At 74.8% G+C, this 18,203-nt stretch carries 13 protein-coding genes and 12 pseudogenes; 11 read left to right on the plus strand and 14 right to left on the minus strand.

What is annotated here, in order from left to right; genetic code table 11:
- Positions 1-36: 36 nt before the first annotated feature.
- The 6 genes and pseudogenes from mptB to hemE form a co-directional block, all read right to left on the minus strand.
- A pseudogene (gene mptB, locus ACZ411_RS15160) lies at positions 37-651 on the minus strand (polyprenol phosphomannose-dependent alpha 1,6 mannosyltransferase MptB); the annotation flags it as partial.
- A 22-nt stretch (positions 652-673) separates the two neighbouring features.
- Positions 674-907 (minus strand): annotated as a pseudogene (locus tag ACZ411_RS15165) (DUF3618 domain-containing protein); the annotation flags it as partial.
- A gap of 39 nt (positions 908-946) precedes the next feature.
- On the minus strand, positions 947-1,357 hold the full coding sequence (locus ACZ411_RS15170; protein WP_464171449.1) for a phage holin family protein: 411 nt from the start codon (positions 1,355-1,357) through the stop codon (positions 947-949).
- Positions 1,358-1,389: 32 nt separating this feature from the next.
- Complete coding sequence (locus ACZ411_RS15175) at positions 1,390-1,731, minus strand: hypothetical protein (RefSeq protein ID WP_094115036.1); 342 nt, start codon at positions 1,729-1,731, stop codon at positions 1,390-1,392.
- Positions 1,732-1,858: 127 nt separating this feature from the next.
- Positions 1,859-3,299 (minus strand): annotated as a pseudogene (gene hemG / locus ACZ411_RS15180) (protoporphyrinogen oxidase).
- Positions 3,292-4,417 (minus strand): annotated as a pseudogene (gene hemE, locus ACZ411_RS15185) (uroporphyrinogen decarboxylase). The pseudogenes hemG and hemE overlap by 8 nt, the downstream one beginning before the upstream one ends.
- A gap of 93 nt (positions 4,418-4,510) precedes the next feature.
- Here hemE and ACZ411_RS15190 point away from each other — a divergent pair.
- The 6 genes and pseudogenes from ACZ411_RS15190 to ACZ411_RS15215 form a co-directional block, all read left to right on the plus strand.
- A pseudogene (locus ACZ411_RS15190) lies at positions 4,511-5,251 on the plus strand (glutamyl-tRNA reductase); the annotation flags it as partial.
- Positions 5,252-5,529: 278 nt separating this feature from the next.
- The gene (locus ACZ411_RS15195) at positions 5,530-5,832 is read left to right on the plus strand and encodes a hypothetical protein (protein ID WP_464171451.1); all 303 of its coding nucleotides are present in this window, start codon (positions 5,530-5,532) and stop codon (positions 5,830-5,832) included.
- A 44-nt stretch (positions 5,833-5,876) separates the two neighbouring features.
- Entirely contained in the window at positions 5,877-6,116 is a 240-nt protein-coding gene (locus tag ACZ411_RS15200; RefSeq protein WP_464171453.1) for a hypothetical protein, read from the plus strand.
- Positions 6,117-6,154: 38 nt separating this feature from the next.
- A complete protein-coding gene (locus ACZ411_RS15205) occupies positions 6,155-6,475 on the plus strand; it encodes a GNAT family N-acetyltransferase (RefSeq protein ID WP_464171455.1) in 321 nt (106 codons plus the stop codon).
- A 255-nt stretch (positions 6,476-6,730) separates the two neighbouring features.
- Positions 6,731-7,096, plus strand: coding sequence for a GNAT family N-acetyltransferase (locus ACZ411_RS15210; RefSeq protein ID WP_464171515.1), 366 nt, complete (start codon positions 6,731-6,733; stop codon positions 7,094-7,096).
- Positions 7,097-7,287: 191 nt separating this feature from the next.
- Positions 7,288-7,353: pseudogene (locus ACZ411_RS15215) on the plus strand (hypothetical protein); the annotation flags it as partial.
- 79 nt (positions 7,354-7,432) lie between these two features.
- On the opposite strand, the gene ACZ411_RS15220 reads toward ACZ411_RS15215, so the two are convergent.
- The gene (locus ACZ411_RS15220) at positions 7,433-7,975 is read right to left on the minus strand and encodes a hypothetical protein (protein WP_464171526.1); all 543 of its coding nucleotides are present in this window, start codon (positions 7,973-7,975) and stop codon (positions 7,433-7,435) included.
- Positions 7,976-8,113: 138 nt separating this feature from the next.
- On the opposite strand from ACZ411_RS15220, the gene ACZ411_RS15225 reads away from it, so the two are divergent.
- The gene (locus ACZ411_RS15225; RefSeq protein WP_015489305.1) at positions 8,114-8,287 is read left to right on the plus strand and encodes a CsbD family protein; all 174 of its coding nucleotides are present in this window, start codon (positions 8,114-8,116) and stop codon (positions 8,285-8,287) included.
- 165 nt (positions 8,288-8,452) lie between these two features.
- Here ACZ411_RS15225 and ACZ411_RS15230 read toward each other — a convergent pair.
- Together ACZ411_RS15230 and ACZ411_RS15235 are read right to left on the minus strand one after the other, a co-directional pair.
- Positions 8,453-9,635, minus strand: a pseudogene (locus tag ACZ411_RS15230) (AMP-binding protein).
- 19 nt (positions 9,636-9,654) lie between these two features.
- A pseudogene (locus ACZ411_RS15235) lies at positions 9,655-10,565 on the minus strand (1,4-dihydroxy-2-naphthoyl-CoA synthase).
- A gap of 144 nt (positions 10,566-10,709) precedes the next feature.
- Between ACZ411_RS15235 and ACZ411_RS15240 the strand changes: the two are divergent.
- Positions 10,710-11,695 (plus strand): annotated as a pseudogene (locus ACZ411_RS15240) (o-succinylbenzoate synthase).
- A 53-nt stretch (positions 11,696-11,748) separates the two neighbouring features.
- Here ACZ411_RS15240 and ccsA read toward each other — a convergent pair.
- The 5 genes and pseudogenes from ccsA to ACZ411_RS15265 form a co-directional block, all read right to left on the minus strand.
- Complete coding sequence (ccsA, locus tag ACZ411_RS15245; RefSeq protein WP_464171459.1) at positions 11,749-12,447, minus strand: cytochrome c biogenesis protein CcsA; 699 nt, start codon at positions 12,445-12,447, stop codon at positions 11,749-11,751.
- A 300-nt stretch (positions 12,448-12,747) separates the two neighbouring features.
- A pseudogene (gene resB / locus ACZ411_RS15250) lies at positions 12,748-14,400 on the minus strand (cytochrome c biogenesis protein ResB).
- A pseudogene (locus ACZ411_RS15255) lies at positions 14,384-15,126 on the minus strand (cytochrome c biogenesis CcdA family protein). Before ACZ411_RS15255 ends, resB begins: the two co-directional pseudogenes overlap by 17 nt.
- A gap of 3 nt (positions 15,127-15,129) precedes the next feature.
- Positions 15,130-15,739: pseudogene (locus ACZ411_RS15260) on the minus strand (TlpA family protein disulfide reductase); the annotation flags it as partial.
- Positions 15,739-16,386, minus strand: coding sequence for a histidine phosphatase family protein (locus ACZ411_RS15265; protein WP_464171461.1), 648 nt, complete (start codon positions 16,384-16,386; stop codon positions 15,739-15,741). The pseudogene ACZ411_RS15260 and the gene ACZ411_RS15265, both read right to left, overlap by 1 nt.
- Before the next feature lie 316 nt (positions 16,387-16,702).
- Between ACZ411_RS15265 and ACZ411_RS15270 the strand changes: the two genes are divergently transcribed.
- The 3 genes from ACZ411_RS15270 to ACZ411_RS15280 all read left to right on the plus strand — a co-directional run bounded on the left by ACZ411_RS15270 (position 16,703) and on the right by ACZ411_RS15280 (position 18,196).
- Positions 16,703-16,912 (plus strand): hypothetical protein, encoded by a 210-nt coding sequence (locus tag ACZ411_RS15270; RefSeq protein WP_464171463.1) that lies wholly within the window; start codon positions 16,703-16,705, stop codon positions 16,910-16,912.
- Positions 16,882-17,745, plus strand: a complete 864-nt coding sequence (locus ACZ411_RS15275) for a sigma-70 family RNA polymerase sigma factor (RefSeq protein WP_464171465.1) — start codon at positions 16,882-16,884, stop codon at positions 17,743-17,745. The genes ACZ411_RS15270 and ACZ411_RS15275 overlap by 31 nt, the downstream gene beginning before the upstream one ends.
- Positions 17,746-17,983: 238 nt before the next feature.
- Positions 17,984-18,196 carry a hypothetical protein gene (locus ACZ411_RS15280; protein ID WP_094115022.1) on the plus strand — a complete coding sequence of 71 codons (213 nt, stop codon included), beginning with the start codon at positions 17,984-17,986 and terminating at the stop codon, positions 18,194-18,196.
- Positions 18,197-18,203: the final 7 nt, after the last annotated feature.

The raw sequence follows: 18,203 nt of genomic DNA on the forward strand, positions 1-18,203 counted from the left end.
GATGCGCAGGCCGCACGCGACCATGAGGACGACGCCGAGGACGGCGACCCCGCGCGCGGCGAGCACCGCGACCTCGACGCCCAGCGCCTCGTCGATCCCGCCGATGACGCGCTCGACGGCGAGGAAGAGCGGGCCGTAGGGCGCCGGGTTGTGGGCCCACAGCGGGTCGACGCCCGTGCTCCGCCAGTCGTCGAGCACCGCGGGGCCGTGCTCGTACGGGGAGAGCCCCGCGGCGAGCACGCGGCCCTGCGCGATGTAGGAGTAGACGTCGCGGCTGAACAGCGGAGCGCTCGGCAGCAGCGGGACGGACCAGAGCACCGCGAGGCGCAGCGTGGCCCGGAGGCCCGCGGCGCCGAGGCGCGGGAGCAGCGCCCCGAGCAGCAGCCAGCCGGCGGTGAGCATGACGCCGCCGACGACCACCGCGACGGATCCGATGCCCGTCGCGAGGGCGGAGACGCGGAGCGCGCCGATGACCGGCATCCGGCTGAGCCCCGACTCGGCAGGCGTGTGCCCCACCACGAAGGACGCGAGGAGGAGGGCCAGCGAGCCGGCGAGCCCGACGGCGCCCGGGAGCAGCAGCGGATGCGCCCCGAGGTCGCCGGGCTCCGGCGCCGTACGGCGTCGCGGGCGCCGGGGCTCCCCCTCGGTCACGACGAGCGCCTCGTGCGGCGGGTCAGCGGCGCGCGGCGCGGGCCACGGCCCAGACCACGCCGCCGACGACGACCACCGCGCCGACGCCCACGGCGACGAGGAGCAGCGGGTCCTCGTCGGCCGTGCGGCGGATGCGGCGGCGGAGGTCGGCGATGCCGTCCCGGGCACGACGGCGGACGTTCAGCTTCCCCTCGAGGGCGTCGAGCGTGGCGGAGATCTCCTCGCGCGTGTGCTGGATGTCGAGCTTCAGCTCGGTGCGGGACCGGGGTCCCGTGGGGCGGGGGCGGTCGAGTGGTCAGTACTTGCCCGTCCCCTTCACCGCGTCGACGTCCTCCTTGAGGCTGTCGACGGTCTCCTCGGGCGTCGGCGGGACGCCCTTCTTGATCCAGCGGATGCCGAGCAGCGCCAGCACCGCCGTGATCAGGAGGAACACGCCCGCGACGATGAGCGCGGACAGCCACGGCGAGAACGCCTCGGACAGGCCGAGGATCGCGGCGGCGACGAGCACCAGGAACGCGATGAACGCGAAGAACAGCGCCACGACGAGGAAGCCGGCACCGATCCCCGCGTGCTTGAGCTTGGAGACGAGCTCGTTCTTGAACGACTCGATCTCGTCCTTGATCAGCTGGACGATGAGCGTCGGCAGGTCGGCGACGAGCCGGACGAGCGAGCGCTTGCTCTTCGGATTGAGATCCTGATCCGTCATGCGGGTTTCCCTCCTGGGGATGGGCGGGCGGGTCAGCGGGTGGTGCCGGAGCCGTTCGGCTCGGGCGATGCGGGGTCCATGGTCGGGTACTGCGAGGTGGAGGCGCTCGACGGCGTGGAGCCGTTCGCGGCGTCCTTCTTGCCGCCCGTGACGGTGCCGACGACCTTCTTGGCGCCGCCGACGACCGCGTGCGCGACGTCGGGGGTGTGGTCCTTCACGAAGCCGGCCGCGTTGTCGACCTGGCGCTGGACCTTCGGGTCGTCCCAGACCTTCTTGGCGTTCGTGCGGATCTGCTCGTAGCGCTTGCGGCCGGCGCGGGCGCCGAGCACGTAACCGACACCGGCTCCGGCGACGAAGAGAAGCTTGCCTTTCATGGGAGATCTCCGATCGTTGAGGGGGCACGTGCAGCACACGCCCGTTCAGCGTATCCCTCCGGCGCACCCGCGTGGTCGGGCCGGGCGGCGCGGGCGCTGCCCGGCCAGGGGCCGTGCGCAGGGTGCGTCAGCGGGCGAGGACGCGGGCGGCGGCGGCCTGCGCGTCGGCCACCACCGACGCGAGGCCGGTGCCCGCGACGGCCGATCCGGTGATCTCGAGCCCCGGGTGCTCGGCGGCCTCGTCGCGCACCGCCTGCACGCGCTCGCGGTGCCCGGAGGCGGCGAACGGGAGGGCGTTGGTCCAGCGCACGCGGGCGGATCCGGTGACGCGGCCCGCGAGCGGGGCGCCGAGGAGCGCGGACGCGTCGCGCACGGCGATCGCGGTCAGCTCGTCGTCCGGGATGCCCGCCGTGTCGTCGTCGCCGCCCGCGCGCCCGGTAGGAGAGGCGGAGGACGTGCCGGTCGCCCGCGAGCTCGCGCAGCCACGGCCACTTTGCGGTGGCGTGCGTGAGGGCCTTGGCGCGGATCCCCGGCGCGTCGGCCGCGACCAGCACGCCGGTGCCGCGCGGCGCCGCGTCGAGCTCGGGCGCGCGCACGACCAGGGTGACGAGCTCCACGGAGGACGGCGCGGGCCAGCCCTCCGTGACGGCGCGCGGCGCGAGGCCCGAGAACAGCCGGACGAGGGCCGGGGCGGGGATCGCGAGCACCACGCCGGCGGCGTCGATGCCGCGGCCGTCCGCGAGGTCGACGTGCCAGTCGTCGTGCGCGGCCGCGCCCTCGTGCGAGCGGTGCCGGTGCACGGACGAGACGGCGAGCGACGTGCGGACGTCGACGCCGAGGCGCTCGAGGTCGGCGACGAGCGCGTCGACCAGCAGGTGCACCCCGCCCACGATGCCGCTCACGGCGGATCCGGCGGGCGAGGCGGCGCGCATGGACGCGACCGCGCGCCCGAGCGAGCCCTGCTCGGCGAGGCCCTGGCGGAGGCCGGGGGCGACCGCGTCGGCGTCGACCTCGTCGGGGTGGGCGCTGTGCACGCCCGAGACGATGGGGGCGACGAGCCGGTCGACGACCCGGTCGCCCATGCGGGCCCGCACCAGGCCGCCGAGCGTGCGCTCCCGCGCCCCGACCGCGGCGGGGAGGAGCAGGTCGGCCTTCGCGCGGATTGCGCCCGCGCGCCCGATGGCGGTGGCGATCGTGGGGTCGAACGGGTGCGCGGGGATCCCGAGGAGGCCCGTGCGCGGCAGCTGGATGGCGCGCTCGGCCAGCTGGACCCAGGCCCCGTCCGGGTTCGGCTGCACGATGCGGTCGGCGAGGCCGAGCTCGGCGAGGAACGCGGCGACCGTGCCGCGGCGGGTGGCGAAGCTCTCCGCGCCGCTGTCGAGCCGCAGGCCGTCGACCACGTGGGATCCGACGGTGCCGCCCAGCGCGGGCGAGGCCTCGACGAGGATCACGCGGCGGCCGGCCAGCGCGCAGGCGCGCGCAGCGACGAGACCGCCCACCCCGCCGCCGATGACGACGACGTCGGTCGGGTCGACCTCTCCCGCCTCCTGTCGCGGATCGCTACTCACGGACGAGGTCCACGATGCGCGTGAGCACGGTCGGGTCGGTCTCCGGCGGGACGCCGTGGCCGAGGTTCAGGATGTGCGCCGGGGCCGCCTTCCCGCGCTCCAGCACCTCGCGGACGTGCGCCCCGAGGACCGGCCACGGGGCCGCGAGCAGCGCCGGGTCGACGTTCCCCTGCACGGGCACCGAGCCGCCGAGCCGGCGGGACGCCTCGTCGAGCGGGATGCGCCAGTCGACGCCGACCGCGTCGACGCCCACGTCGTGCATGGCGCCGAGGAGCTCGCCCGTGCCCACGCCGAAGTGCACGAGCGGCACCGTGCGGCCGTCCGCCGCCGTGACGGTGCGCACGTGGTCGAGCGCGAGGGCCGACGCGGGGGCGACGCGCTCGGTGTAGTCGGCGAGCGACAGGCCGCCGGCCCAGGAGTCGAAGAGCTGCGCCGCGGACGCGCCCGCCATGACCTGCGCGTGCAGGAAGACGCCGGTGATCCGGGCGCACCAGCGCATGAGGGCGTCCCAGGCGTCGGGATCCGCGTGCATGAGGCCGCGGGCCGCGATGTGGTCCTTGCTCGGCCCGCCCTCCACCAGGTACGCGGCGAGCGTGAACGGCGCGCCGGCGAAGCCGATGAGCGGGGTGTCGCCGAGCTCGGCAACCGTGCGGGCCACCGCCTGGCGGATCAGGCTCCAGGGCGGCCGGGTCGAGCGACGGGAGGGCGGCGACGTCGGCCGCGGTGCGGACGGGGTGCTCGAGCACCGGACCGCGCCCCGCGACGATGTCGACCCCGACGCCCGCGAGCTTCAGGGGGATGACGATGTCGCTGAAGAAGATGCCCGCGTCGACGTGGTGGCGGCGCACCGGCTGCAGCGTGATCTCGCTGGCCATCTCCGGGTCCAGGCACGCGTCGAGCATGCGGGTGCCGACGCGCAGCTCCCGGTACTCGGGCAGCGATCGGCCGGCCTGGCGCATGAACCACACGGGCGCGCGCTCTCCGCGGTGGCCGCGGTACGCCTCGACGAGCAGCGACGACGCGGTGCGGGTGTTGAGCGGGTGCTCCGCGGGGAGCGGGACGGCGGCGGACGCGGGCGACGAGGAGGGGGCGGTGGGCGTGATCACGGGGAAGATCATCGCATCCCCCGCCTGCGCGGCCGCTCGGCCGGGAGGCAGGGCAGGGCACCCTCACCGGCCGCGACCACACGGCGGGGAGGTTTACCATGGGGTGTGCTCATATGTCTGACGGCGAGTCATCACAACGCCAGCTTCGAGGTCCTCGAGAAGCTGTGCCGTGCCGCACCCTCCGTCGCCGGCACGCTCATGGAGCGCAACGACTTCATCGCGGGAGCCGTGGTCCTCGCCACCTGCAACCGCTTCGAGGCGTACCTCGACGTCGAGGAGCCCCTCACCGCCGCCCGCGCCCTGGCCGTCGAGGCCACGGTCGACGTGGTCAGCGGCGCCAGCGGGATCGCGCGCGACGACGTCCGCGGCAGCGTCGACGTCAAGTGCGGCGACGCCGTCGCCGAGCATCTCTTCGCGGTCTCCTCCGGACCGAGTCCGTCGTCGTCGGCGAGGGCGAGATCGCCGGGCAGGTCCGCCGGGCCCTCGAGGGCGCCCGCAGCGGCGGCACCACGAGCAGCAGGTCTCGAGCGCCTCTTCCAGACCGCGTCCAACACCTCCCGCGGGGTCAAGACCCGCACGGGCCTGCAGAGCGCCGGGCGCTCCATGGTCCGCCTCGCGCTCGACCTCGCCGAGAGCCGCATCGCGGACTGGTCCGCGACCCGCGTCCTGCTCGTCGGCACCGGCGCCTACGCAGGGGCGAGCCTCGCGGCCCTGCGCGACCGCGGCGTGCACGACGTGCACGTCTACTCGCCGTCCGGCCGCGCCCGGAAGTTCGCCGGGCCCCACGGGATCCCCGCGGTCGAGGGCCGCGACCTCCTCCGCGCCCTCGCCGCCTCCGACGTGGTCGTCACCTGCAGCACCGCGCCCACCGCCGTGCTCGCCGCGCACCACATGCAGGCCGCCGCCGCCGTGCTGCCGGGGACGGCCGCCGCCGCCTGGTCATCGACCTCGGGCTCCCCCGCAACGTCGACCCCGACGTCGTCACCGTCGAGGGCGTCGAGCTCCTCGACCTCGAGACCATCAGCCTCCACGCCCCGCTCCGCGACCTCACCGCCACGGACGACGCGCGCGAGATCGTCAGCACCGCGGCGGCCGAGTTCCGCGCCGCGAGCGCCGAGGACGAGGTGGCCCCGGCCGTGGTCGCCCTCCGCACCCACATCTTCGACGTGCTCGAGGGCGAGCTCGAGCGCGTCCGGCGCCGGGGCGACGCGTCGGAGGCGACCGAGAGGGCCCTGCGCCACCTCGTGAGCGTGCTCGTGCACCAGCCCTCCGTCCGCGCCCGCGAGCTCGCGCGCCAGGGCGAGGGCGCCCGCGTGGTCGACGCCGTGCAGGCCCTGTTCGGCCTCGACGTGGAGATGCCCGCCGCCGTCTCCTCCCCCGTCGCCGTGGCGCTCCCGCGCACGGCCGAGGCCGGCTCCGCATCGTGAGGCCCCGCGTCCTCCGCGGTCCGCGCCTCGACGTGCCGCTCAGGATGACCGCCCCCGTGCGCACCGAGCGCCTGGTGATCCGGCCCTACACGGCCGACGACCTCGACGACTACGCCGACATCCAGCGTCGCCCCGACGTCGTCGAGGATCATGCTCTGTCGCCGCTCCGCGACCGCGAGGCCTCGCGTCGGCACCTCGCCCAGCGGCGCCGGCGGACCCGGCTCGAGCAGAGCCACGACTTCCCTCGGGCTCGCCCGTCGAGCTGCCCGACGAGCCGAGCCTGAGACCCCCACGCGCCGCGTCCGGCCGCGTCATCGGCGACGTGTCGCTCCTCCTCCGCAACGCCGCGTCCCGGCAGGTCGAGGCCGGCTGGGTCATGAACCCGGACTTCGGCGGCCGCGGCTACGCCACCGAGGCGAGCCGGGCCGTGCTCGACCTCGCCTTCCAGCGCGCCGGGGCGCAGCGCCGCGTCGTGGCGCAGCTCGACGCCCGCAACGCCTCGTCGGCGCGCATGGCCGAGCGCCTCGGCATGCGCCGCGAGGGGTGCTTCCGCGAGGAGCACCTCGTGAAGGGCGAGTGGGTCGACAGCCTCGACTACGCCGTGCTGGCCGACGAGTGGGCGGCGACGCCGCCCGCCACCTGACCCCGGAGCCCCCGGTGGACGGCGACCTCCCCGCGCTCGACCCGGTCGAGGTGCGCGGCCCCGTCCGCGCGTCGCGGCTCCTGCTGCGGCCGTTCACCCCGGACGACGTCGTCGCCCTCGACGCCTACGCCGCCTCCCCGGGCGCGCGTCCGCACCTGGCCGGATCCGCCGCCGACCCCGCGCGCATGCTCGCCGAGCGACTGCGCTGGACCCGCCTCGCGGGCGGTCGGCGACCGGCTGGCGCTCGCGATCGAGCTGCCCGCCCAGGGTCCCCGCCCGGCGCGCGTCGTCGGCGAGGTGCACCTCCTGCTGCGCGATCCCGGAGCCCGGCAGGCCGAGCTCGGCGTGGTCCTCCACGACGACGCGCGCGGCGCGGGCCTCGCGACGGAGGCGGCCGGTCGGATCCTGGAGCTCGCGTTCGCCGAGGCGGGCGTGCACCGCGTCGCCTGCCGCGTCGACGCCGCGGACACGACCGCCCTGGCCCTCGCCGCCCGCCTCGGCATGCGGCGGGAGGCGCTCCTGGTCCACGACAGGTGGGAGCGCGGGGCTTGGGCCGATACCGTGGTCGTGGCCCTGCTCGACGTGGAGCGGGCGGCTCGCACGAGCCTCGACGGACCGTAGGAGGACCGCGTGACCACGACGCCCGACCCCGCCCGACGCGTCGTCAGTCCCCGTCATCGACGACGACGACGATGACGACCTCGACGACGGCGACGCCCCCGGTCCCGCTCACCGGGCCACCGCCGCCGCTCCCCGACCAGCGCCCCCTGCGCGTGGCCGCGCTCGCCCTCGTGCGCGACCGGCGGGTGCTCATGGTGCGGCGTCGAGGGACAGGACGTGCTCTACCTCCCGGGAGGGAGGATCAGAGCCCGGCGAGGGCGCCCAGGCAGGCGCTCGTGCGCGAGGCGGCCGAGGAGGTCGGGCTCGACGTCGACCCCGCCACCATCGAGGACCTGTTCACGGCGCTCGCCGACGCGCACGGCGCTCACGCCGGTCGCCTCGTCGGCATGACGGTCTACCGCGCCGGAGGCGCGGGAGGGCACCCGGCAGGAGCCCGTGGCGTCGGGCGAGGTGGCCGAGGTGGAGCTCGTCGGATCCGCGGACGCGCACCGATGCCCGCCCGCGGGGCAGGCAGGCCCTGGAGCGCCTCGTGGCGCTCCGGCTCATCGACTGACGGCGTCCGTCGTCCCGGTCGCGGCACATCGCCGCCGGCACGTCCGCGCCGGACGCGCCGGGCGAGTCGGTAGGCGCCGGTCGCGGCGGACAGCTCGGCCGTGCGGGTCGCGCCCGCACCTTGCGGCGCTGGTCGACGAAGGCCACCACCGCGACGAGGGTCGCCAGTCCGCCGGCCGCGAGCGCGCCGCTGACCTGGCGGACGCCGTCGACCTGCACGGCGGCGACGAGGATCGCGACGGTGAACGCGGCCATGACGACCGCCACCGCGAGGATCAGCCAGGACAGGAGGCCCTTCGCGCGGGCATCGGGGGTGCGGGTGGCCATGACCCCATCCTCCCACGGGCCGTGCCGCGGGGCGGGCCCTGGGGCCGCCACCCGTGCGTCCGGTGGGAGCCGGGTGACGGCGGCCGCGAGCGGGCGTAGCGTCGGAGACGTCCCATCCACCGAACGAAGGAGCGATGCATGAGTGCAGACGACAAGGCCCAGAACACCGGCGAGAAGCTCGCGGGGAAGGCCGAGGAGGCCTTCGGGAAGCTGACCGGCGACGACAGCAAGGTCGCCGAGGGCGAAGCGAAGCAGGCCGGAGCCAGCGCCAAGCAGGCCGGCGAGAACGTGAAGGACGTCTTCAAGAAGTAGGACCTCCTCGAGGGACGTCCCTCCTGAGGGGCGAGGGGCCGGATGCGGTGCATCCGGCCCCTCGTCATGTCCGGGCGGGCGTCCGGGTCCGGGCGGGCGTCCGGGTCCGGGCGGGCGTCCGGGTCCGGGCGGGCGTCCGGGTGGGGCGCCCGCGCCGACGGCGGGTCAGGCGCCCGCGTCGCCGTCCGCCAGGACCCGCAGCGCGCGGCGGTCGGGCTTCCCCGACGGCAGGGTGGGCAGCGGGTCGACTCCGCGGACGAGCGTGGATCCCGCCACGCGACCCAGGCGCGCGGCGAGGTCGGCCCGGACCCGCTCCGCCAGGGCCGGATCCACCGCGCCCCGGCACGAACACCACGGGCCGCTGCCCCCACCCGGCGTGCTCGCCGGGCACCGCGACGGCCTCGCCCAGGCGCGGCTCGACGCCGGCGAGCGACCGCACGGCCTCCTCCACGGCCGCGAGCCGGAGCTTCTCGCCGCCCGAGATGACCACGTCGTCGAGTCGACCCGTGATGCGGAGGACGCCGTCCACCAGCTCGCCGCCGTCGCCCGTGCGGTACCAGCGCCGGCCGTCGTGCTCGCCGAACGCGGCATCGGTCGCGCCGGGGTCGCCCAGGTACCCCTCCGCGAGCATGGGCCCCGCCAGCTCCACCTGGCCGTCGACGACGGCGACCTCCGCGGTGGCGACCGGGACGCCGTCGTAGACGCACCCCCCGGCGGTCTCGCTCGATCCGTAGGTGCGGACCACGCGCCATCCGAGCGCCGCGGCGCGGTCCGCCAGGTGCGGCGGCGTGGCCTGGCCGCCCACGAGGACCGCGTCGATGCGCCGGACGGCGTCGCGGACGCGCGCCGCCTCGCCTCCGGGCCCGCCCTCCGCCGCCTCGACGAGGCGGTGCAGCTGCGTCGGGACGAGCGACGTGTACCGGGCGACCCGGGCGTCGAGGGACGCGGCGAGGTCCGCGAACGCCCGCGGGTCGAAGCGCCCGGGAGCGAGGACCGCCGGTGCGGTGCCCGCCGCGATGGAGCGCACGAGCACCTGGAGGCCGGCGATGTAGTGGGTCGGCAGGGCGAGGATCCACTGACCGGGCGCCCCGAGCGCGGTCTGCGACGCCGCGGCGCTCGCGAGGAGGGCGTCGGAGGACAGCGCGACGCGCTTGGGCCGCCGCGTCGTGCCCGACGTCTCCACGACGAGCGCGACGCGGCGCTCGACCTCCGCGGGCGCCGGCGGATCGCCGGCGTCGGGCGCGTCGACCAGCCGCGCGAGGAGGGCGGGGCCGTCGCCCGCCAGCGCCGCACGGAGGAGCGGCACGACGTCGGCGCCGTGCGCGGTCAGCCGCTCCAGCCGCCTCACGGGTGGAGGACCCGTCGGATCAGAACTGCCACGGGAACGGCGACCAGTCGGGCGCCCGCTTCTCGAGGAAGGAGTCGCGGCCCTCGACGGCCTCGTCGGTGCCGTAGGCGAGGCGCGTGGCCTCGCCCGCGAACACCTGCTGGCCGACCATGCCGTCGTCGACCGCGTTGAACGCGTACTTCAGCATGCGGATCGCGGTGGGCGACTTCCCGAGGATGGTCTCGGCCCACTCGAGCGCCGTGGACTCCAGCTCGGCGTGCGGCACCACCCGGTTGACGGCGCCCATCTCGAGCATCCGCTGGGCGCTGTGCTCCTCGGCGAGGAAGAAGACCTCGCGCGCGGCCTTCTGGCCGACCTGGCGGGCGAAGTAGGCGGATCCGTAGCCGCCGTCGAACGAGCCCACGTCGGCGTCGGTCTGCTCGAAGCGGGCGTGCTCGGCGGAGGCGAGGGTGAGGTCGCAGACGACGTGCAGCGAGTGGCCGCCGCCGGCCGCCCAGCCGGGGACCACGGCGATGACGACCTTCGGCATGAAGCGGATGAGGCGCTGCACCTCGAGGATGTGCAGGCGACCCGCGCGCGTCGGGTCGACGCCCTCGGCGGTCTCGCCTTCCGCGTACCGGTACCCGTCGCGCCCGCGGATGCGCTGGTCGCCGCCGCTGCAGAACGCCCAGCCGCCGTCCTTCGGGCTCGGGCCGTTGCCGGTGAGCAGCACCACGCCGATGCGGGGGTCCTGGCGGGCGTCGTCGAGCGCCTGGTAGAGCTCGTCGACGGTGCGCGGCCGGAAGGCGTTGCGCACCTCGGGGCGGTCGAAGGCGATGCGCGCCACCCGGCCCGCGAGGTCGTGGTGGTACGTGATGTCGGTGAAGCCCTCCGCCAGGGGACGTCGCGCCAGCGGGTGGGATCGTGGATGTCGGAGACCTGCTTCACCATGCGCCCAGCCTATTCGCCGGGTGCGGGACACGTGCCGGGTGCGGGACACGTGCCGGGTGCGGGACCTATGCCGGGCGCGGGACACGCGCCGGGTGCCACACCGGTCCCGGGTGCAGGACCGGCGCCGGGTGCGAGGCTGGTCCCATGCTGCCTCCGATCGACGACCTGCTCGCCACCGTCCGCTTCGTCGCCTCCCCCTCCGCACGCGCTTCCGCGGCCTCGACGTGCGCGAGGCCGCGCTCCTGGAGGGCCCGCTCGGCTGGACGGAGTTCTCGCCGTTCGTCGAGTACGACGACGCCGAGTCCGCCGCGTGGCTCGAGGCCGCGATCGACTTCGGGTGGACGGCGCCCCCCGCCCCGCTCCGCGACCACGTGCTCGTCAACGCGACCATCCCCGCGGTGGAGGCCGCGCGCGTGGCCGAGGTGCTGGCGCGGTTCCCCGGCTGCCGCACGGCGAAGGTGAAGGTCGCGGAGCGCGGGACGGTGCTGGCCGACGACGTGGCGCGGGTCGCCGAGGTGCGGCGACTGCTGGGACCGGAGGGCCGCGTGCGCATCGACGCGAACGCCGCGTGGACGGTCGACGAGGCCGAGCACGCCGTCCACGCCCTGGCGGAGCACGACCTCGAGTACGTGGAGCAGCCCTGCGCTTCGGTGGAGGAGATGGCCGAGCTGCGCGGCCGGATCCGCCACCTCGGCGTGCCCGTCGCCGCCGACGAGAGCGTGCGGAAGGCCGAGGACCCGCTGCGGGTGGCACGGGCGGGCGCGGCCGACCTGCTCGTGATCAAGGCCCAGCCGCTCGGCGGCATCCACCGCGCGCTCGGCATCACGCGGGAGGCGGGCCTCCCCGTGGTCGTCTCCAGCGCGCTCGACACGAGCGTGGGCATCTCCATGGCCGCGCACCTCGCGGCGGCGATCCCGGACCTCCCCCACGACTGCGGCCTCGGCACGGTCTCGCTCTTCGTCGAGGACGTGACGGCGGAGCCGCTCGTGCCGGTCGACGGCCGGATCCCCGTGCGCCGCGTGGCGCCGGACGCGCGGCTCCTCGACGCGCACGCCGTGGACGTCGAGCGCCGGGCATGGTGGACGGAGCGGATCCGCCGCACGCACGCGGTGCTGGCCGCGCGCGGATGACGCGCCGGCCGCCTACAGGCCGCTGTAGGTGTGCAGGCCCTTGAAGAACACGTTCACGACGCCGAAGTTGAACATGACGGCGGAGAAGCCGATGATGGCCAGCCATGCGGAGCGCGACCCGCGCCAGCCAGGCGCGTGGCCCGCGCGTGGATGTAGCCGGCGTAGAGGACCCAGATGATGAAGGTCCAGACCTCCTTGGTGTCCCAGCCCCAGTAGCGGCCCCAGGCGCGCTCAGCCCAGATGGCGCCGGCCATGAGCGTGAAGGTCCAGAAGATGAAGCCCACGATGTTGAGGCGGTAGGCGATGGACTCGAGGGTGACGGAGTCCGGCAGCGTGGCGAGGAAGGCGCATCTCGGCGGCGCGGGCGCTCGGCCGCGAGCGACTCGCGCCGGAACTGCGGCCGCTGCACGCCGGACAGCGCGAACGCGAGGGCGAAGAAGCCCGTGCCGAGCGCGGCCACGAAGACGTGGATGACGAGCCAGTAGGACTGGAGCGACGGCGGCAAGCGGCGCCACCTCGACGCGGTACTGGACCACGGCCACGCCGAGCAGGATGAGGACGAGGCGCGTCACGAAGGTGCCGAGGAACCGCAGGTCGCGGCGCGTGAGCACGATGAGGTAGACGCTGAGGATGAGCAGCGTGCCCGTCATGGCGAACTCGTACATGTTGGCCCACGGCACGCGGGAGGCGGCGAGGCCGCGGAGCACCGTCGCGACCGCGTGCGCGACGAAGCCGACGCCGAGGAGGACCATGGCGACGTTGAGGCTGACGGAGCGACCCGGCGCGACGGGCGCGTCCGGCCCGGCACCCCGCGCCGTCGGCGGCGTCGCGTCCGCGCGGCGCGGGTCCGCGCTCCAGCGTGGCGGCGCCGCCGCGGCGGGCGGCGGTGGCGCCGACGGCGGAGGGCTGGCGCGCGGCGGCGGTGGCCGCGTCGGCGACGAGCGCCGAGCGCCGCGCCGCCAGGTCGAGGGCGAACGCGACGAACGCGGCCGCGTAGAGCCCCATCGCGACGAGGAGCGCGATGAGGGAGACGTCGTCGAGCATGGCCGTGTTCACGATGAGAGCCTAGCTTCCGCTCCTGACACCCGGCCCGGCTCGAGGCCGGTCACGTGCCGCTCGGCCAGGGCCGCGACCGCGGCCTCCAGCGTGGGGTCCTCGCCGCGCGCGAGGCCCGCGTACTCGAGGGTGGTGGACCCGTCGGCCTGCGGCACCGCCTTCACCCACACGCGTCGGCGCGGGACGAAGAGCGAGGTGAGCAGGCCGCCGAGCACGAGGATCGCGAACGGCGAGCACCCAGCCCTGCGTCGGGTCGTGGTGCACGTCGAAGGAGACGAAGCGCGGCACCGAGTCGAGGCTGACGCTGCCCGAGCCCGTCCGGCAGGTCGGCCGTCTGGCCCGGCGACAGCTCGATGGACGCGACGCCGGTCTTGCCGCCGGTGAGCTGCGTGAGGTCGCCCGTGGCGAGCGTGTAGACGGAGGTGGGCACGCCGCCGTCGATCCCGAGGTCGCCCGTGTAGACGTTGAGCGTCAAAAGCGGGTTGTCGAGGTCGGGGTAGGAGGAGAAGAACGGGGCCTTCTCCGCCCCCTGGGTCGGGTAGAAGAAGCCGAGCATCCCGACCTGCTCGCGCAGGCCGTCCGGCACCTTCGACGACGCCCAGCGAGGTGAGCTTCGCGTCCTGCGGGAGGAAGGGGACGTCGGCGCTGTAGACGACCGTGCCCTGGGGATCCCGCACGGTCACGCGGGGCGCGTACCCGTTGCCGAGCAGGTACATGTCGGTGCCGCCGATGGCGAGCGGCTCGCTGACCTTGACCTCGCGCTCCTGGGGCGACCCGCCCGGCACGTCGGCGGTCACGTCGGCCGTGAAGTCGAGCGGCTGGCCGATCGCGTTGGGGTTCTCCTGCTCGTACTCCACGTGCAGCGCGTCGAGCTTCACGCGGTACGGCGTGAGCGCCGAGTCGTCGAAGAACCGGCCGGGGTTGAAGGAGTCGAAGGTGGAGAGCGTGTTGACGAACGAGACCGGCCCTCCACGAGGACCTTCTGGCCGGAGTAGCCGAAGCCGCCGCCGACGCCGACCGTGACGAGGATGCCGACGAGGGCCGAGTGGAACACGAGGTTGCCGGTCTCGCGCAGGTACCCGCGCTCCGCGGAGACGGACAGGACGCCTCCCGCGGCCGACGCGTCGTCGACGAGGACCGTGCGGTACCGCTGGCGCTTCAGGAGCGCGCGGGCCTGGCGGATGGCGTCGACGGGATCGGCGGTGGTCGTGCGCGTCGTGTACCCGGCGAGGCGCGAGAGGCGCGCGGGCGTCTTCGGCGGCGCTTGGCGGAGCGCGTCGAGGTGGTGCTTGGCGCGGGGCACGACGCAGCCGATGAGGCTGATGAACAGCAGCAGGTAGATGGAGGAGAACCAGACCGAGCTGTAGGTGTCGAACACCTGCAGCCCGGTCGAGCGCCGGGTACAGGTCGGGGTTGTCGACCCGGAACTGGGTGACGCCGTTCGGGTCGGAGCTGCGCTGCGGCACCAGGGATCCGGGGATCGCGGCGAAGGCGAGGAGCAGCAGCAGGAACAGCGCGGTGCGCATGCTCGTGAGCTGCCGCCAGAACCAGCGCAGCGTGCCCAGGAACCCGAGCTTCGGCTGCGCGATGGGCGCCCCCTCGCGCGGCGCGGGCCGCGGGGAGTCGACGTGGTCAGATGGTCGGGACATACTGGGCGATCACCCCCTGGAGCTGGAGCATCCACGCCGACCAGAGGCCCGAGACCATGAGCAGGCCGATGAGGACGAGCACCGGCGCCCCCGACGAGGTTGACGGTGCGGATGTGGCGGCGGAGGAACCCGACGGTGCGCGTCATCCAGCCGAGGCCGAGGGCCGCGAGCAGGAACGGCACGCCGAGGCCGATGCAGTAGGCGACGCCGAGGAGGACGCCGCGGCCCGCGTCGGCGGAGGTGAGGCTCATGGAGATGACGACCGCGAGGGTCGGGCCGATGCAGGGCGCCCAGCCGATGCCGAACACGACGCCGAGCAGCGGCGCGCCCGCGAGGCCCGTCGCCTGGGCGCCACGAGGCCTTGACCTCGCGCTGCAGGAAGCCGAGCCGCCCCGTGAAGACGAGCCCCATGACGATGAGGACGACGCCGAGGATCCGCGTGATGAGGTCCTGCCAGCGCATCAGCCAGAACCCGGCCGTCGCGGAGACGAGCGTCGTGACGACGAAGACGGCGGAGAAGCCGAGCGCGAACAGCGCCGTGCCGATCGGCCGGCGGCGCCGCGTCGCGGATCCGCCCTTCGCCTCGGCCATGCCGCCGATGTAGCCGAGGTAGCCGGGCACGAGCGGGAGCACGCAGGGGGAGGCGAACGCGACCAGTCCCGCGAGCAGCGCGAGGGGCACCGCGACGAGGAGCTGGCCCGAGAGGGCCCCCTGGATCTGGTCCACCCACCCCGCCGCCTCCGCGACCGTGTCGGTCACGAGGGTGCGCAGGACGCCGGGGTCGATCTGTCCGAGCGCCCGGGAGGCGACGCGGCCCTCGCGGTCGAGCACGATGGTGGCGGGCACGGCGTTCGGCGCGATGGTGCCGGCGAAGGCGAGCTGCATGGACGTGTCCTCGACGTCGAGGACGGACGGGTAGGTGATGCCGTAGGTGCGGTCGAACGAGTCGACGTTCGGCGCCTGGTCGCGGGTGTTGACGCCGAGGAACCTCACGCCGTCCGGCGCGTGCTCCTCGCTGGCGGCCTGCAGGTCCTTCGCCTCGAGGCGGCAGGGCGGGCACTCGGCGTACCAGAAGTTGACGACCGTGACGGAGCCGCGGTAGTCGTCCGAGGAGATCTCGGTGCCGTCCGAGAGCGTGCCGGAGAAGTTCGACCGGGTCGGCGCGGTCCGCGCGGGGGACCTCGGTGAAGGTGCCGTCGCCCGCGATGTAGCGCTCGTTGTTGCCGCTGCGGTACTGGGCGGCGAGCGGATCCTCCGCGCAGCCGGCGAGGACCACGGCGGCGAGGGCGGCGGTCGCGGCCACGGCGAGGAGGCGGCGCGGGCGGCGGACGCCCCGCATCACACGGCCCCCGTGTCGACCGCGAGGTCGGTCAGGCCGGCGGCCGCGTCGAGGTAGCCGGTCTCGACGAAGCGGTCGCCCACGCGCTCGACCGTGGTGATGCTCGAGAGCGCGCAGCGGCGCTGGCGCGGGTCGTGGAAGAGGCGCTCGCCCGCGAGGGAGAGGTGCACCATCCAGATGGGGAGCTGGTGGCTGACGATGACGACGTCGCCGTCCGGCACGGAGCGGTACGCCGCCTTGACCGCGTCGGCCATGCGGGCCGCGATGGAGCGGTACGACTCGCCCCAGCTGGGCTTCACCGGGTCGACGACGAGGGGCCAGAGGCGCGGCGAGCGCGCGATGCGCGCCGGCGAGGGGAAGCGGGACCCCTCGAAGCGGTTGGTGGGCTCGATGACCCGCTCGTCGGTGGCGACCTCGAGGGCGAAGCGCTCGGCCCAGGGAGCAGCGGACTCCTGCGCGCGCTGCAGGGGCGACGCGATGACGCCGGTCGACAGGGTGCGCACGCTCTCCTCGAGGGCACGTGCCGCGGCGTCGGCCATCCGGTGGCCGAGCTCGGAGAGGCCGTATCCCGGGATGCGTCCGTAGAGGACCCCGTGCGGGTTGTGCACCTCGCCGTGACGGACGAGATGGATTCGTGAGGCGACCACCCGTCAAGTGTAGGTGTCGGGTGGATGTACAACCGCCGAGGATCCGGCGCAATCCCCCTGCGCTAACCATTAGTCCCCGATACGATTGCGGGCACCGGCGGGGGCCGGGCTCCCGCGACCGGCACCGACCGGATGTTACATGCGTATACGAACGTTTGGGCCCCAAAGGAATCGCACGCTAAGTTAGGTGCTCGAGGTCGGGAACGGCCTCCTGGCGAGAGCCCCGTGGCACACGGGACCCCGCCGCGACCCCCGTCTCACGGACAGGGGCCCGCATGACGATGCCGTCCGGGACGGCGCGGAAGGAACGGGCACCATGACGATGACACCGACCAGGCCGACGGCCTCCGACACCACCACCGACTCCGCGCTGGACCGGATCGAGGCCGTCGGCCCCGTGGATCCGTACGCGGACAGCGACCTCCCCGAGCCCTCGCTCGTCACCCCCGGCGCCAGCACCGACGCCGTCAAGGACTCCTCCGCCAGATCGGCCGCGTGCCGCTGCTCACCGCCGAGCAGGAGGTGAGCGTGGCGCGCCGCATCGAGGTGGGCGTGCTCGCCCAGGAGGTGCTCGACACCCGCGACGGCCTCACGCCCGCCGAGCGGCGCGAGTTCCAGACGCTCGCCCAGGACGGGATGCGCGCCAAGCAGCACCTCGTGAACGCGAACCTCCGCCTCGTCGTCAGCATCGCGAAGCGCTACACGGGCCGCGGCCTGCCGTTCCTGGACCTCATCCAGGAGGGCAACATGGGCCTCGTCCGGGCGGTCGAGAAGTTCGACTACCAGGCCGGGTTCAAGTTCTCGACCTACGCGTCGTGGTGGATCAAGCAGTCCATCACCCGCGGCATGGCCGACACGAGCCGCACCATCCGGATCCCCGTGCACACCGTGGAGCACATCAACCGCATCAACGCCGTGCAGCGCGAGCTCGCGGTGGAGCTCGGCCGCGACCCCTCCATGGAGGAGATCGCGCGCGAGTCGGACACGCCCGTCACCAAGGTGCGCTACCTCCTCGACCGCGCGCAGGAGCCCATGTCGCTGCAGGTCCTCGTGGGCGGCAGCGGCGGTGACGGCGACACCGAGATGGCCGACCTCATCGAGGACGCGGACGTCACGCAGCCCATCGACGTGGTGACGCAGCAGCTCATGGCCGCGCACGTCACGCGCCTCATCGACGGGCTCGCCGAGCGCGACGCCGAGGTCGTGCGGATGCGCTTCGGCCTGGCCGGCTTCGAGCCGCGCTCGCTCGCGTTCGTGAGCCAGCAGCTGGGCGTGACCCGCGAGCGCGTGCGCCAGATCGAGAAGAAGTGCCTCGCGAAGCTCCGCATCCCGGAGCTGGAGACGTACATCCGGGGGTGATCCCCGCGCACGACGACAGGGCCGCCCGCGACGCACGTCGCGGGCGGCCCTTTCGCGTCGTGGAGGCCGGGCTGCCCGGCCCGGGATCGCTCCGCGGACGGCCTTCCTGCGGATCCGCTCGGAACAATGCCCACTAGTCGTTAGTGCGCATACATTCGACATCCACCCGATCCGCGGCGCGCACCCCCGACGCGGACGACAGCGCGGGCTCGACGACGAGCCGCGAGAAGGAGGAGCCATGGCTCTCACGCAGACCGCACCCGGCCAGACCGACGTGCCCGGCATCAGCTGGTCCCCCGTCGCCGCCGGCCTCTGGGTCGCCCGACGCGGCGACGAGTTCGCCGGCATGTCCGAGGAGCGGTGGGGCGTCGGCTTCCACGTCACCGACCGCCTCGGACGCGACGTCGGCGACTTCCCCACCCTCCTCGAGGCCCGGCGCGCGCTCGGCTGATCCCGCG

It is taken from the genome of Clavibacter sp. AC415 (assembly GCF_979252985.1).

Coding starts and splice junctions, on each gene's coding strand:
- ACZ411_RS15170 (WP_464171449.1), bottom strand. CDS start 1,357: ATGACGGATCAGGATCTCAATCCGAAGAGCAAGCGCTCGCTCGTCCGG.
- ACZ411_RS15175 (WP_094115036.1), bottom strand. CDS start 1,731: ATGAAAGGCAAGCTTCTCTTCGTCGCCGGAGCCGGTGTCGGTTACGTG.
- ACZ411_RS15200 (WP_464171453.1), top strand. CDS start 5,877: ATGACCGCCCCCGTGCGCACCGAGCGCCTGGTGATCCGGCCCTACACG.
- ACZ411_RS15220 (WP_464171526.1), bottom strand. CDS start 7,975: ATGGCCACCCGCACCCCCGATGCCCGCGCGAAGGGCCTCCTGTCCTGG.
- ACZ411_RS15225 (WP_015489305.1), top strand. CDS start 8,114: ATGAGTGCAGACGACAAGGCCCAGAACACCGGCGAGAAGCTCGCGGGG.
- ccsA (WP_464171459.1), bottom strand. CDS start 12,447: ATGGTCCTCCTCGGCGTCGGCTTCGTCGCGCACGCGGTCGCGACGGTG.
- ACZ411_RS15270 (WP_464171463.1), top strand. CDS start 16,703: ATGACGATGACACCGACCAGGCCGACGGCCTCCGACACCACCACCGAC.
- ACZ411_RS15280 (WP_094115022.1), top strand. CDS start 17,984: ATGGCTCTCACGCAGACCGCACCCGGCCAGACCGACGTGCCCGGCATC.